The organism is Paenibacillus endophyticus, from assembly GCF_014192395.1.
Classification (GTDB): Bacteria; Bacillota; Bacilli; order Paenibacillales; family Paenibacillaceae; genus Pristimantibacillus; species Pristimantibacillus endophyticus.
In genome coordinates this window covers 121,243-135,547 of record NZ_JACHXW010000005.1, presented here as the reverse complement: position 1 = coordinate 135,547, position 14,305 = coordinate 121,243, and the positions used below count along the sequence as shown (strand labels likewise).

The 14,305-nt window shown below is 46.2% G+C and carries 13 protein-coding genes; all 13 read left to right on the top strand.

Annotated elements, in window-relative coordinates; all coding sequences use genetic code 11:
* Positions 1 to 37: 37 nt before the first annotated feature.
* Positions 38 to 2,614 carry a translation initiation factor IF-2 gene (gene infB / locus FHS16_RS10310; protein WP_246431712.1) on the top strand — a complete coding sequence of 859 codons (2,577 nt, stop codon included), beginning with the start codon at positions 38 to 40 and terminating at the stop codon, positions 2,612 to 2,614.
* 7 nt (positions 2,615 to 2,621) lie between these two features.
* Positions 2,622 to 2,978 carry a 30S ribosome-binding factor RbfA gene (gene rbfA / locus FHS16_RS10305; protein ID WP_054028943.1) on the top strand — a complete coding sequence of 119 codons (357 nt, stop codon included), beginning with the start codon at positions 2,622 to 2,624 and terminating at the stop codon, positions 2,976 to 2,978.
* Positions 2,975 to 3,964 carry a DHH family phosphoesterase gene (locus tag FHS16_RS10300; protein WP_183561659.1) on the top strand — a complete coding sequence of 330 codons (990 nt, stop codon included), beginning with the start codon at positions 2,975 to 2,977 and terminating at the stop codon, positions 3,962 to 3,964. The genes rbfA and FHS16_RS10300 overlap by 4 nt, the downstream gene beginning before the upstream one ends.
* A 3-nt stretch (positions 3,965 to 3,967) precedes the next feature.
* On the top strand, positions 3,968 to 4,882 hold the full coding sequence (gene truB / locus FHS16_RS10295) for a tRNA pseudouridine(55) synthase TruB (protein WP_183561657.1): 915 nt from the start codon (positions 3,968 to 3,970) through the stop codon (positions 4,880 to 4,882).
* Positions 4,883 to 4,925: 43 nt separating this feature from the next.
* Positions 4,926 to 5,876, top strand: a complete 951-nt coding sequence (locus FHS16_RS10290; RefSeq protein ID WP_183561655.1) for a bifunctional riboflavin kinase/FAD synthetase — start codon at positions 4,926 to 4,928, stop codon at positions 5,874 to 5,876.
* Positions 5,877 to 6,074: 198 nt separating this feature from the next.
* A complete protein-coding gene (rpsO, locus tag FHS16_RS10285; protein WP_053375765.1) occupies positions 6,075 to 6,344 on the top strand; it encodes a 30S ribosomal protein S15 in 270 nt (89 codons plus the stop codon).
* A gap of 150 nt (positions 6,345 to 6,494) precedes the next feature.
* Positions 6,495 to 8,594 (top strand): polyribonucleotide nucleotidyltransferase, encoded by a 2,100-nt coding sequence (pnp, locus tag FHS16_RS10280; RefSeq protein ID WP_183561653.1) that lies wholly within the window; start codon positions 6,495 to 6,497, stop codon positions 8,592 to 8,594.
* Between the two features lie 204 nt (positions 8,595 to 8,798).
* Positions 8,799 to 9,797 (top strand): polysaccharide deacetylase family protein, encoded by a 999-nt coding sequence (locus FHS16_RS10275; protein ID WP_183561651.1) that lies wholly within the window; start codon positions 8,799 to 8,801, stop codon positions 9,795 to 9,797.
* Between the two features lie 127 nt (positions 9,798 to 9,924).
* Positions 9,925 to 11,193, top strand: a complete 1,269-nt coding sequence (locus tag FHS16_RS10270) for a M16 family metallopeptidase (protein ID WP_183561650.1) — start codon at positions 9,925 to 9,927, stop codon at positions 11,191 to 11,193.
* Complete coding sequence (gene dut / locus FHS16_RS10265; protein ID WP_281379055.1) at positions 11,174 to 11,617, top strand: dUTP diphosphatase; 444 nt, start codon at positions 11,174 to 11,176, stop codon at positions 11,615 to 11,617. Before FHS16_RS10270 ends, dut begins: the two co-directional genes overlap by 20 nt.
* Before the next feature lie 134 nt (positions 11,618 to 11,751).
* Positions 11,752 to 12,651 (top strand): dipicolinate synthase subunit DpsA, encoded by a 900-nt coding sequence (gene dpsA, locus FHS16_RS10260; RefSeq protein WP_183561646.1) that lies wholly within the window; start codon positions 11,752 to 11,754, stop codon positions 12,649 to 12,651.
* Positions 12,648 to 13,235: a dipicolinate synthase subunit B gene (locus tag FHS16_RS10255; RefSeq protein WP_183561644.1), complete on the top strand. Its 588-nt coding sequence runs from the start codon at positions 12,648 to 12,650 to the stop codon at positions 13,233 to 13,235. The genes dpsA and FHS16_RS10255 overlap by 4 nt, the downstream gene beginning before the upstream one ends.
* Before the next feature lie 30 nt (positions 13,236 to 13,265).
* The gene (locus tag FHS16_RS10250) at positions 13,266 to 14,300 is read left to right on the top strand and encodes an aspartate-semialdehyde dehydrogenase (protein WP_183561642.1); all 1,035 of its coding nucleotides are present in this window, start codon (positions 13,266 to 13,268) and stop codon (positions 14,298 to 14,300) included.
* Positions 14,301 to 14,305 lie beyond the last annotated feature (5 nt).

Here is a 14,305-nt window from a genome sequence, read left to right as displayed (position 1 = left end):
TAAGCTGCGCGTTTACGAGTATGCCAAGTCACTTAATATGAGCAGCAAAGAAATTATTACGATTCTAAAAAGACTGGATTTGCCAGTTAATAACCATATGAGCGTTATGGAAAATGAAATGGTAAACAAAGTCGAAGGGTTTTTTCGCAATATCAAACAAAACGCTGCCGTTAAGCGCGCACAGGAAACGACGAACGTCTCGGTTTCCTCCGCACAGCCTACTGCCAACAAGCCGCAATCGCAGCAGCCGCATCAGCAGGAACGAAAGCCGCAATTGATTCAGGAAAACAAAAATACTACGCAAGACAGACAGGGGCCTATGAATTCTATTAATACGAAACCACAAACCACAGAGCAACAATCCGAACAACGACCAGCCGGACAACAAACGAGTCGTCCAGCGCAAGCATCCAGCAATAATCGTCCAGCACAGAGCAGCAATTCCAGCCGTCCTTCACAGGGCAGCAACAATTCCAGCCGTCCAGCTCAAAGCGGACAGGGCAGCCGTCCTTCACAAGGCAGCTCCAGTCGTCCAGGGCAAGGCCAAGGCGGACAAGGCAACCGTCCATCATCTGGAGGACAGAGCCGCCCGCCGCAAGGAGGACAAGGCAGTTCAGCTAGTCGTCCTAGCGCTCCGCGCCAAGATGCTTCCAGTCGTCCTGCTCCATCCGGTCAAAGTCGTTTTGACTCCAAGCCGGCGCAGGGGCAAGCGCGCGGAAACGACAACAGAAATGCAAGACCAGGCCAGAAGAAATTTGAAGACGGCAAGCCAGGCGGCTTCAGAGGCAACAACGGCCGTGGCGGTCAAAAAGGTCGCGGTGGCAAGTTCCAACAACAGCCGCCACGCGAGAAAGTTGACAATACACCGAAAAAAATTATCGTTCGCGGTACAATGACTGTCGGCGAACTTGCCAAATTGCTTCATAAGGATGCTTCAGAAGTTATTAAGAAGCTAATTTTCTTAGGCGTTATGGCTACTATCAACCAAGAGATCGATATGGATGCGATTCATTTGATCGCTACTGATTACGGCGTTGAAGTAGAAGTGAAAATTCCGGTTGAGGAAGATTCCTTCGAAACGGTTGAGGAGTCAGACGAGGATGGAGATTTAGTAACACGTCCTCCAGTTGTTACCATTATGGGTCACGTTGACCATGGTAAAACGACTTTGCTTGATGCTATTCGTCAAACAAACGTTACTGGTGGAGAAGCAGGCGGTATTACACAGCATATTGGTGCGTACCAGGTTGAAATCAACCACAAGAAAATTACTTTCCTAGATACACCGGGTCACGAAGCGTTTACGCTAATGCGTGCGCGCGGTGCACAGGTTACCGATATTACGATTATTGTTGTCGCAGCCGATGATGGCATCATGCCTCAAACCGTTGAAGCGATCAATCATGCCAAAGCTGCCGGTGTACCTATTATCGTAGCGGTAAACAAAATTGATAAGCCTGAAGCGAACACAGAAAAAATCAAGCAAGAAATGACTGAATATGAGCTTGTTCCGGAAGAGTGGGGCGGCGATACGATTTTCGTCGAGGTTTCCGCTAAGCAAAGAATCGGTCTTGAAGGTTTGCTTGAGATGATTCTGCTTGTTGCTGAAGTTAACGACTACAAAGCGAACCCTGATAAGCGTGCAAGAGCAACGGTTATCGAAGCCGAGCTCGATAAAGGAAAAGGTCCAGTTGCCCGTATTCTCGTACAACACGGAACATTGAAAATCGGAGATGCTTTTGTTGCCGGCAACTGTTTCGGCCGTATTAGAGCAATGGTTAACGACAAAGGCCGCCGTTTAAAAGAAGCTGGTCCTTCAACTCCGGTAGAAATTACAGGATTAACTGAAGTTCCGCAAGCTGGCGATCCGTTCATGGTATTTGAGGATGAGCGCAAAGCTCGCGCAATTGCTGATCGTCGTTCGATTAAACAACGTCAATCGGATATGGGCGCTAATACGCGCGTAACGCTTGATGATCTGTATAACCACATCAAAGATGGTGAAATTAAAGATCTGAACGTTATCATCAAGTCCGACGTTCAAGGGTCATCTGAAGCACTAAAAGGCTCGTTAGCCAAAATCGATATCGAAGGCGTTCGCGTTAAGATCATTCACAGCGGCGTTGGAGCGATTACGGAGTCCGATATTATATTGGCATCCGCTTCGAATGCGATTGTAATCGGCTTTAACGTTAGACCTGATCCGCAGGCAGAAGCAACAATTGCCCAAGAAAAAGTCGATGTCCGTATGCACCGCGTTATTTACAACGTAATCGATGAAATTGAACAGGCAATGAAAGGCATGCTTGATCCAATCTTCAAAGAGGTTGTAATCGGCCACGCTGAGGTTCGTAACGTATTTAAAGTGACGAAGGTTGGCGCAATTGCAGGCTGTATGATTACTTCCGGTAAAATCACACGTTCCGCGGAAGCGCGTTTGATTCGCGGCGGCATAGTGGTCTTTACGGGCAAAATCGATTCCTTGAAACGTTTCAAGGACGATGCCAAGGAAGTAGCACAAGGCTACGAATGCGGCATTACGCTAGATCGTTACAACGATGTTCGTGAAGGCGACACGATTGAAGCGTTTGTCATGGAATCAGTAGAGAGGTGAGTATAGTATGGCTAAAATCCGGGTAGGACGGGTTGGCGAACAAATTAAAAAAGAGCTAAGCCAGATTATACAGACTGAGCTTAAAGATCCAAGAATCGGCTTTATTACCGTAACAGGCGTAGAAACGTCAAGCGACCTTTCTCAAGCAAAAGTATACTTAAGTGTACTTGGCAGCGAAGAGCAGAAGGAAGCAACGCTAAAAGCGCTTGCTAGCGGAACTGGGTTTATCCGTACAGAGCTTGGCAAGCGCATGAGACTGCGTCATACGCCAGTATTGCTGTTTAAATTTGACAGCAGTATTGAATACGGCAGCCGAATTGAGGCTTTGCTTGAAAATATCAATAACGGAAATTCGGCTCGATGATGGAACAAGGCAGCTATTTAAAGGAGCTCGATGCAGCGCTGGCATTTATGAGAACTTACGATGACTTTCTGGTTGTTTCTCATGTTCAGCCTGATGGGGATGCGATAAGCTCGACTGTCGTTATAGGCTGGCTTCTTGAAAAGCTGGGTAAAACCTTTATTCTGATTAATGAAAGCGAGCTGCCTTCGCGGCTTAGCTTTCTGAATCAATTTGATTCCATTATTCATTATAAGAATGCCATTCCGGAGCGGAAATTCGATGCGGTGATATCCATTGACTGCGCTGATTTCAAACGGATCGGTGAGGTTTCGAGCAGCTTTGCACCTGATGCAAAGCTGCTCAATATCGATCATCATCCGACCAATAATGGATTTGGCACGGTCAATGTCATACGTGCAGAAGCAGCAGCTACCGTTGAAATCTTGTTCGATTTGATAGAAAGAGCTGGGATCGCTTGTGATCTGGACTGCGGAACAGCAATCTATACCGGTTTATTAACCGATACAGGCGGATTCCGTTATTCCAATACGAGCCCGCGTGTAATGGAAATTGCATCGCAGCTTCTTGCATTGGGAGTATCGGGAAATGAACTTGCAGATCATCTCCTTGAGAAAATGACAAGAGCCAAACTCAAGCTGCTTCAATTAGCCTTGAATCGACTTACTTTCTCAGATAACCAGGAAATCGGCTGGGTTTATATCGGAAAGGATGATCTTCGCGAAACAGGCGCTGTTCCTGAGGATCTTGAAGGAATCGTGAATTACGCGTTGAATGTCGATGGGGTTGAAGTGGGTATTTTGTTCAAGGAAACAGAAGATGGTGCAGTTAAAGCGAGCATACGTTCAGCCGGTAAAGCCAATGTGGCTGCCATTGCGCAGCAATTCGGTGGCGGAGGACATGTTCGGGCGGCAGGCTGTCGTCTGGAAGGCTCGTTACCGACTTCGATTGCCGTGTTAGTTGAAGCAGTGAGAAAGGCGTTGGTTTAATCGATGGACGGCATTTTGGCAGTTTGGAAGCCCGAAGGCTGGACTTCCCACGATGTGGTCGCTAAAGTTCGCCGAGTGTTAAAGATGAAACGAATTGGACATGCAGGCACGCTTGATCCTATGGTCACCGGCGTATTGCCTCTATGTCTTGGACGTGCAACGAGAGTCGTTGAATACGTGCAGGAGCGTCCGAAATCCTATGAAGCAGTACTGCAGCTTGGCATCTCAACCGATACGGAGGATCTAACCGGTAAGGTGGTCGAAAGCCAAGCATCAGTATCTGTAACAGAAGCAGAGGTTCGTCAAGCTTTGACTGGTTTCATTGGTGAGATCGAACAAGTACCTCCGATGTATTCAGCCGTTAAAATTGATGGCAAGCGTTTATATGAGCTTGCAAGAGAAGGCAAAACGGTGGAACGGAAGTCTCGGAAGGTGACTATTCATGAAATCAACCTTCTGGATTTTCAGCTTGAGCTTGATCAACCGAGAGTAACTTTTTCTGTCGTGTGCTCCAAAGGTACATATATCCGCACGTTATGTGTGGACATTGGTAAAGCGCTAGGGGTTCCTGCAGCAATGGCTCACCTGACGAGAACGATGTCTGGCGGCATTACGAAGGAAAGCTGCTTGACGCTTGAACAAATTGAGGAATTGCAGCAAGCAGGAAAGTTGAATAACCATCTGATTCCCGCCGATGAAGCGATTACGCATTTAGAGCGCGCAAGCGTTCCTGAATCGATTGGCCGGCTTGCTTTAATGGGACAGAAGGTAGGGCTTGCCCATTCTGGTATCCATTTGGACATTATGCAGAATGAGCAGCTAGTACGTCTTTACAACGAGCATGGCTCTTTTCTTGGTATTTTCCAGATTGACTTTGGTTCTGCTGTTTTCAAGCCAATTAAAGTTTTTTCGGCATAATAAACGTTCTAGAAAGCTAAAAGGAAATGCAGGTGTTTCAGCGTTGGAAATAATTCCATTAAGTTTCCCTTTAAACGGTTTGTCCATGTTATCGCTGGACAAACCGCTTTCCATAGCAATCGGCCATTTTGACGGTGTCCATCGCGGTCATCAAAACGTCATTCGCCAGGCGGTTAATGAAGCAAAGGGCTCTGATATGCTATCGGCGGTTTTAACATTTGATCCGCATCCGAAGGAAGTGCTAGGGCAAGGCGAGCAATACTATCGTTGTCTAACTCCACTTGATGCGAAAACTGCTTTATTTGCCGAGCTTGGAGTGGACCTGGTCTTTATAATGAGATTCGATACGGAATTCGCTTCGGTCTCACCAGAGCGTTTCGTAGCTGAAGTACTGCGTACACTGCGGGCCAAACATGTCGTAGTGGGTTTTGACTTTAATTTTGGACATAAAGGACTCGGCAATGCTGATGCCTTGATGAAGCTGGGTCAACCCGATATTTCTGTCGAAGTCATTGAGCCTTTATTCGAGAATGGGATTAAAGTTAGCAGTACTTATATACGAGAAGCGTTGGAGCAAGGGGAGATTGAGCTAGCAGAACGCTTGCTCGGACGTCCTTATGAAGTAACAGGCAGTGTCGTACATGGAGATAAAAGAGGTAGGACTATCGGTTTCCCAACTGCAAACCTCCAGATAACAGCACCATATATAACGCCACGTTTAGGTGTTTATGCGGTTACAGCTTGGTTAGACGGCAAAGCGTATTCCGGTGTTTTGAATTATGGACTGAAGCCAACCTTCAACAAGGATGGTCTGCAGCCCGTAATGGAAGCTCATTTATTCGATTTCAACAGCGATATCTATGATGAGCAGCTGCGTCTTCAATTTATTTCATTTATTAGGTCAGAGAAGAAGTTTGATTCGATAACAGAGCTGATTGAACAAATCGGTACTGATTCTCGGCAAGCGAAAGAGATACTCGGGTATTCCGAATAGTTGGTTTGTGAACAGTTTTCATTGCAAACTAATGTTATCCTTCTCGACATTTGTCCAACATATATGTTATACTATACAACGTTGTGAGTAGTCATACGATTTGTATGAAGTATTCATTAACTTAACCTTAGCTTGGATGTCCGTTCTCACCGACGGCTTCGTGGCTATTGGCGATTATCAAGAAGGAGGTGAATTAGGATGGCAATTACACAAGTACGTAAAAACGAACTGATTGAGACGCATAAGACACATGCAACTGATACCGGTTCTCCGGAAGTTCAAGTGGCTATCCTGACTGAAAACATCGTTAACTTGACTCAACATTTGCGGGAGCACAAGAAAGATCATCATTCCCGTCGTGGTTTGCTCAAGATGGTAGGTCAGCGCCGTAAGCTGCTTGCATACCTTAAAAACAATGATGTTAGACGTTACAGCGCATTGATCGAAAAACTCGGCCTACGCCGCTAAACTATGCGTAATGAAAAGCAACCTGGTTGTCCTGCCGTCCGGGAATAACGGATAAGCGGATTCGGGTTGCTTTTTGTAATAGGGAAGCACCTATAATTACCTGCGTATTGCAGTAAAATAGTCTACATAGAAACGTATAGGAGGGATATAATGGTACAACGAATTGAGATGGAAGTAGGCGGAAGACCGCTATCCATCGAAACAGGCCGTCTTGCAAAGCAAGCAAATGCTGCAGTAACCGTGCAATATGGAGATACTGTCGTATTATGTACAGTGACAGCTTCTGCGGGTCCAAAGGATTTGGATTTCTTTCCGCTAACGGTTAACTATGAAGAGCGTTTGTATGCGGTTGGTAAAATTCCAGGCGGATTCATTAAACGTGAAGGCCGTCCAAGTGAGAAGGCTATTCTGTCGAGCCGCCTTACAGATAGACCTATTCGTCCATTGTTCCCAGAAGGCTTCCGTAATGATGTTCAAGTAATGAACATCGTTATGAGCGTGGATCAAGATTGCTCGCCTGAAATTGCTGCAATGATTGGTACATCTGCGGCATTATCGATTTCCGATGTACCGTTTGACGGCCCAATTGGCGGCGTTAATGTGGGCCGAGTAAACGGTCAATTTATCATTAACCCGACCGTTGAACAAAGCCAAGAAACGGATATTTTCGTGGTCGTTGCCGGTACGAAAGATGCCATCATGATGGTAGAAGCCGAAGCGAACGAGGTTTCTGAATCCGTGATGCTTGAAGCAATCATGTTCGGACATGATGAAATCAAAAAGATTGTAGCTAAAATCGAAGAATTGCAGGCTGTTGCCGGCAAACCGAAGATGGAAGTTAAGCTGCGCAAAGTCAATGAGCAAGTTAATGCCGATGTACGTGAATATGCTTCTGCTGGTTTAGTCGATGCAATTAAAGTAGAAGAAAAGCATGCTCGTCAAGACGCAATTGATGCAGTAAATAGCGGGGCTGTTGCCCATTTTGAAGAGAAATATATTGATACGCCTGAGCTTCTGTCTGATGTCAAGGAAGTGCTTTATGATATCGTGAAGGAAGAGGTACGCCGTCTAATTTCACACGACAAGATCCGTCCGGATGGTCGCTCGCTCGATGAGATTCGTCCAATTGAATGTGATGTTGCGATTCTTCCGCGAACGCACGGAACAGGATTGTTTACGCGTGGACAAACACAAGCGCTAAGTATTTGTACGCTTGGTGCAATGGGTGATGTTCAAATTTTGGACGGCATTTCGCCTGAGGAAACAAAACGGTTTATGCATCATTACAACTTCCCTCCATTTAGCGTAGGTGAAGCTCGCCCACTTCGTCCACCAGGTCGTCGTGAAATTGGTCATGGCGCATTAGGCGAACGAGCATTGTCGAAGGTTATTCCATCTGAAGCGGAATTCCCTTACACAATTCGCCTTGTATCTGAAGTGCTTGAATCAAATGGATCCTCTTCGCAAGCAAGTATTTGTGCTAGCACGCTGGCTATGATGGATGCAGGGGTACCGATCAAAGCTCCAGTAGCAGGAATTGCTATGGGTCTCATCAAAGATGGCGACCATTTCGCGATCTTGTCGGATATTCAAGGGATGGAAGACCACCTTGGAGATATGGATTTTAAGGTTGCAGGTACAGCTGAAGGCGTAACGGCCATTCAAATGGACATTAAGATTGCCGGCATCAACCGTGCAATATTAGAGCAATCGCTTGAGCAAGCCCGTCAAGGACGTATTTTCATACTTGGCAAAATGCTTGAAAGCCTGCCGACAACTCGGACTAGCTTATCCAAATATGCTCCGAAAATTTTGACGCTTCGTATCAATCCGGACAAAATCCGTGATGTAATCGGTGCCGGCGGCAAGATTATCAACAAGATTATTGAAGAAACAGGCGTCAAAATCGATATCGAACAGGATGGAATGGTATTTATCGCTTCTTCTAATGAAGAGATGAACCAAAAAGCCAAATCCATTATTGAAGGTATCGTGAAAGAGGTTGTAGTTGGTGAGATCTACCTAGGTACGGTTAAGCGCGTTGAGAAGTTCGGTGCTTTCGTTGAAATTCTACCGAACAAAGATGGACTTGTCCATATTTCCCAACTGTCAACTGAACGTGTTGCCAAAACGGAAGATGTTGTTAACATCGGCGATCAAATTAAGGTGAAAGTAACTGAAATCGATCAACAAGGACGAATTAACTTGTCTGCAAAAGTGTTGATGACGACTGAAGCTGCACCGCAATAGACATTTATGTTTATGGTCCATATATGTGAAATATGAAAAGAGACAGATTCAATCTGGCTCTTTTTTGCTTTTTGTTGCCTACATCATCGTTAACAGCGTGGAGCTGCTGCATAAACTCGTCCAATGATTCATACATATGAATTAACATGCTGGTTTAAGGTCAAGCTTAAAAGGCATGCTAGGACTTTTATGGGAGTGGACGAAATGATGGTGAGGAAGGCAGCGATGATTGTATCAAGCATGCTGCTCGTGCTTGCACTGGTAAGCATGAATGAGGATGTTTCTAGATATCTGGCTACTATTAAGTATAAAGACAACGTTACAGCAACAACAAACATATATATCGGGACGAAAGAGCGCGATCGATTGTTGGCGGTTATCCAGACAGAAGCTGATAAACTAAAGGTTTCACCAGTAAACGCGCGTATCGACCGTGTGTGGAGAGCCATTCCAGGTTACAATGGTTTGGAAGTGGATGTGGAAAAAACATTGGAAGCTGCTTTGCTTGCACTGCCAGCAGAAACAATTCAATATGTCTTCAAAGAAGTTGAACCTCAAATTAAGCTGAATGATTTGGGACCGCATCCGATCTATCGAGGAAACTCTAATAAGAGGATGATCTCTCTAATGATTAATGTGGCATGGGGCAATGAATTCATGGATGCCATTCTTAACACACTGAAGAGTGAAAACGTAAAGGCAACTTTTTTTCTGGATGGAAGCTGGTTATACAAAAATGTGGAGCTCGCATCCCGCATTCAATCTGAAGGGCATGAAATGTCCAATCATGCCTATACGCATCCAGATATGAAAGCACTAGACAGACAATCGCAATATAACCAAATTGCAAAGACAGAAGCGCTTCTGAAAACGAAGCTTCACGTTAATAACAAATGGTTTGCTCCGCCTTCAGGTTCTTTCAACCAAACGACCGTTCAGATTGCCGAGGAGATGGGGTTGAAGACGGTGTTATGGACGATCGATACAATTGATTGGCAGAAGCCGCCGGCGGACTCGGTTATTAGAAAAATATCCGCCAAGCTTGAGCCTGGAGCTTTAATCTTAATGCACCCAACAGCAACGACGCGTGATGCGCTTCAGGGCATCATAGCGGCTGCAAAAGCAAAAGGGTATGCGATCGGAACGGTAAGCGAAACGCTTTCTTCTAAACGGCTTCCTGCTGCGGTTGAGGGAGCCGACTGATTCTGCTATAGTAAAAACATTCATGTTCAAGAAAGCATGTTTAACGATGCGAGTTTTGTAAGGCGAATATTTTTAATGATATTGTCTGCATTTCGATTTGCCGATCGAAACACTAGGAGGACTACTGATGAACAAATATATGCTGAGCAACGGATTACGCGTAGTTGTTGAATACATACCGACTGTTAGATCGGTTTCATTTGGCATTTGGGTCAAAACTGGGTCAAGAAACGAGACGCCGGAAAACAACGGGATTTCGCATTTTATTGAACATATGCTTTTTAAAGGAACAGAAAGCCGTACGTCAAAGGACATTGCAGATCTGTTCGATGGAATTGGAGGCAATGTAAATGCGTTTACCTCCAAAGAATACACATGTTATTTCGCCAAAGTGCTTGATGAGCATTTGCCGCTCGCCGTTGACGCTTTATCCGATATGTTTTTCAACTCGCAGCTAGATCCAGAGGAATTGGCTAAGGAGAAGAATGTCATACTTGAAGAAATATCGATGTACGAGGATACTCCCGATGACAAAGTGCATGACGAAGCGTCACGTGCTGCATTCGGTGACCATCCGTTAGCCTACTCCATCTTGGGGCTAGAGGAACGGTTGACGGCGATGACTTCAGAGACGCTGCGCGGATACATGAATGACAACTACACGCTGGAGAATGTCGTTATCAGTGTTGCAGGCAATGTAGAAGAGCAAAGTTTATTAGCGCTTTTGGAAAAGCATTTCGGCAGCTTCACCAATAGCAAGCCGGCTTCCGCGATCGTGACGGCACCATCCTTTCATGGCGATTATCTGTTCTACAAGAAGAAAACGGAACAAAACCATTTATGCATATCGTTTCCGGGCTGTTCGATTACGGACTCACATTTGTATGCCATGATTCTGCTGAACAACGCTCTAGGTGGAGGCATGAGCTCCAGGCTATTCCAAGAAATTAGGGAAAAGCGCGGCCTTGCCTATTCCGTTTACTCCTATCATACTTCTTATGCGGATACCGGGTTATTTACGCTATATGCCGGTACTGCGCCGAAACAAACCAAAGACGTGCTTGATTTGACGATGGAACAGCTTAATGAGCTATCCGTCAAAGGGTTAGGCGAGGATGAGCTGCACCGCGGCAAGGAGCAATTGAAGGGGAGCCTGATCTTAAGTTTGGAGAGCACGAGCAGCAGGATGAACCGTCTCGGCAAAAACGAGCTGATGTTAGGCCAGCATTACACATTGGATGAATTGCTGAACCGCATCGATTCTGTAGAGATGTCGCATGTGGTTGAGGTTACGAAAAGAATGCTGTCCGTTCCTTTTTCCGTAGCGATGGTAGGCTCGAATGATAAGGCAGCAGCGCAATTGGGGAGGAATCAATTTGTATCAGGTACTGTTTAAGCGTTTATCTGGAAATGAGGATATTGCTGTTCCGCAAAAAATGTCTGAATGGGCCGCGGGCTTCGACCTGCAAGCAGCCGTTGAACAATCAATCGAGCTGCAGCCAGGAGAGCGCAAGCTTATTCCAACAGGCTTTGCGATGGCGATGCCTGGAGAGCTTGAAGCGCAAATCAGGCCGCGGAGCGGTTTGGCATATAAACATGGCATAACCTGCTTGAATTCTCCAGGTACGATTGATGCCGATTATCGCGGTGAAGTGAAGGTGCTGCTTGTTAATTTGGGGCAGCAACCATTTACCATTACACGTGGCGAGCGTATCGCGCAAATGGTGTTTCAGCTTGTGCCAGCGGTTTCCATTATCGAGGCGGAAGTGCTTCCCGAAACGGTGCGAGGCGCGGGCGGCTTTGGTCATACAGGCGTTTAGAGTAAGCAATTGCATATAAGTTCCAACTTGGAAGAAGATCGGGTTATTTGCCCGATCTTTTTTTATTTTTCACCCCGCTCTGGGCGCAAGCATAAGATGATCTTGAGCGATTAGCAAGAAAGGAGTGGAGCTTAATGCTAACAGGCGTCCGAGTGCTGTTGCTTGGCGGTGATGCAAGGCAGCTTGAGGTCATTCGCAAGTTGACAGAGCTTGATGCTTCAGTCACTATATCAGGATTTGACGGCTTACATTCATCGCTGGACGGAGCCGTTCAGGCGGAGTTTGAGGAACAGTTGTTTGAAGCTGTCGATGCACTGCTTTTGCCTGCGGTAGGTACCGATGACCAAGGTATCATTCACGCTGTATTCAGCGACCGGGAGATGCAAGTAACAGAGGGGCATTTTTCGAAGCTGCCTAAACACTGCACGGTTTACACCGGAATGGCAAAGTCTTATCTGCGCCAGCTTTGCGAGAAACATTCCTTGTCGTTAGTCGAGCTGTTTGACCGTGACGATGTTGCGATATACAATTCGATCCCGACGGCAGAAGGCGCTTTGATGATGGCGATTCAGAATACGGATATCACAATTCATGGCTCCTCTTCCATGGTCCTGGGCTTCGGAAGAACGGGCTTCACGATGGCACGTACGTTGAAGGGTTTAGGGTCTAAAGTGAAGGTTGGCGTACGTCGTTCCGAGCACTTCGCAAGAGCGGCAGAAATGGGCTTTGAGCCTTTCTACATCAGTGGTTTATTGCAGCATGTGAGCAATATTGACTTGCTTTTTAATACAATTCCGACTATGATAGTCACAGCGCAAATTATCGCAAATTTACCTTCGCGGGCCGTCATTATTGACCTCGCATCGAAGCCTGGCGGCACTGATTTCCGCTTTGCAGAGAAGCGCGGGATTAAAGCGATGCTCGCGCCCGGACTTCCCGGTATCGTCGCACCCAAAACAGCTGGACGTATCATGGCGGATTGCTTATCACAGTTGATTTTGGACGATACGATTAAGCGGGGGAATGGGATATGAATTGGTCTGGAATTACGGTGGGCTATGCTTTGTCAGGCTCACATTGTACGTTTGCTGAGGTTATGCCAGAAATTAAACGGTTCGTCGATGCAGGTGCGAATGTGGTGCCGATCGTATCGAATACGATTATGACTACGGATACGCGGTTTGGCAAGTCCGAGGATTGGCAGACACAGCTTAAGGCGATTACAGGAAATGAAATTATTTCAACGATTGTGCAGGCGGAGCCGCTAGGTCCATCCAAGCTGCTAGATGTGCTTGTAATTGCACCGTGTACTGGAAATACAACAAGCAGACTAGCGAATGCGATAACGGATAGTGCCGTTCTTATGGCCGCCAAAGCGCAAATGCGCAATGGACGCCCGCTTGTTCTTGCGATTTCGACGAATGATGGACTAGGTTTAAATGCTGCTAACATAGCGAAGCTATTAGTGGCTAAACATATTTATTTTGTACCGTTTGGCCAAGACAATCCTGTGCAGAAGCCGAATTCGCTTGTTGCTAGAATGGATTTGGTCTTGGAAGCATGCGAAGCTGCCCTTCAAGGCAAACAGCTGCAGCCTCTGCTTGTCGAGCGGCATTAAGGACAGATGGACGAGGGGAGACGACTACAAATGTCGAATCAGCGATTGTTTAATGTTGCAGTGGTTGGTGCAACAGGCGCAGTTGGAGAACAAATACTACATTTACTCGAGTCCAGAAACTTCCCTATCAAACAATTAAAGCTATTATCTTCTGCCCGTTCCGCAGGTAAAATCATTACCTTTAAAGGTCAGGAGCATACGGTTGAAGAAGCAACACCTGATAGCTTCAAAGGCATTGAAATCGCGTTGTTCAGCGCGGGCGGCGACGTAACAAAAGCGCTTGCGCCTCATGCGGTTGAGCATGGAGCAGTATGTATTGACAATACGAATGCATTTCGTATGGACGAGAATACTCCTCTTGTCGTCCCTGAAGTCAATCTAGAGAAGATTAGCGAGCATAAGGGTATAATCGCTAATCCCAATTGTTCCACTATCCAAATGGTAGCTGCGCTTAAGCCGCTTCAAGATCGTTACGGAATAGCACGCATTATCGTATCTACGTATCAAGCAGTATCCGGCGCCGGGAGCCTTGCAATCGATGAGCTGCTTCGTCAGACAACTGCCTCGTTGAATGGAGAAGAAGTAAATCCCGCTATTCTACCTGTGGGTTCATTGCCTGTTAAGCATCAAATTGCATTCAATGCGATTCCACAGATTGATAAGTTCCAGGACAACGGCTATACGCTAGAAGAAATGAAAATGGTTCGCGAAACAAAAAAGATTATGGGTGACGAGTCGATTCAGGTTACGGCGACTTGCGTTCGTATTCCTGTTGTATACGGGCATTCGGAATCTGTTTATGTGGAACTTAAAAACGACTACGATTTGGAAGAGGTTAAACAGCTGCTTGCGGACGCACCGGGCGTAACGCTTGTTGATGATCCAGCAAATCAGCAGTACCCTCTAGCGACTGAGGCTGCCGGCAAGCCGGATGTTTTTGTTGGTCGCTTGAGACGCGATCTTGGGTTTGAGCGCGGACTTAATATGTGGATTGTATCCGATAACCTGCTCAAAGGCGCAGCATGGAATGCCGTACAAATCGCAGAACATATTTCAAAAGGTTAATGTAT

Bases quoted from the DNA above. Each gene is read 5' to 3' on its own strand.
- FHS16_RS10275 (WP_183561651.1), top strand. From the start codon at position 8,799: ATGATGGTGAGGAAGGCAGCGATGATTGTATCAAGCATGCTGCTCGTG.
- rbfA (WP_054028943.1), top strand. From the start codon at position 2,622: ATGGCTAAAATCCGGGTAGGACGGGTTGGCGAACAAATTAAAAAAGAG.
- FHS16_RS10250 (WP_183561642.1), top strand. From the start codon at position 13,266: ATGTCGAATCAGCGATTGTTTAATGTTGCAGTGGTTGGTGCAACAGGC.
- truB (WP_183561657.1), top strand. From the start codon at position 3,968: ATGGACGGCATTTTGGCAGTTTGGAAGCCCGAAGGCTGGACTTCCCAC.
- FHS16_RS10270 (WP_183561650.1), top strand. From the start codon at position 9,925: ATGAACAAATATATGCTGAGCAACGGATTACGCGTAGTTGTTGAATAC.
- rpsO (WP_053375765.1), top strand. From the start codon at position 6,075: ATGGCAATTACACAAGTACGTAAAAACGAACTGATTGAGACGCATAAG.
- pnp (WP_183561653.1), top strand. From the start codon at position 6,495: ATGGTACAACGAATTGAGATGGAAGTAGGCGGAAGACCGCTATCCATC.
- infB (WP_246431712.1), top strand. From the start codon at position 38: ATGAGCAGCAAAGAAATTATTACGATTCTAAAAAGACTGGATTTGCCA.
- FHS16_RS10300 (WP_183561659.1), top strand. From the start codon at position 2,975: ATGATGGAACAAGGCAGCTATTTAAAGGAGCTCGATGCAGCGCTGGCA.
- dpsA (WP_183561646.1), top strand. From the start codon at position 11,752: ATGCTAACAGGCGTCCGAGTGCTGTTGCTTGGCGGTGATGCAAGGCAG.
- FHS16_RS10255 (WP_183561644.1), top strand. From the start codon at position 12,648: ATGAATTGGTCTGGAATTACGGTGGGCTATGCTTTGTCAGGCTCACAT.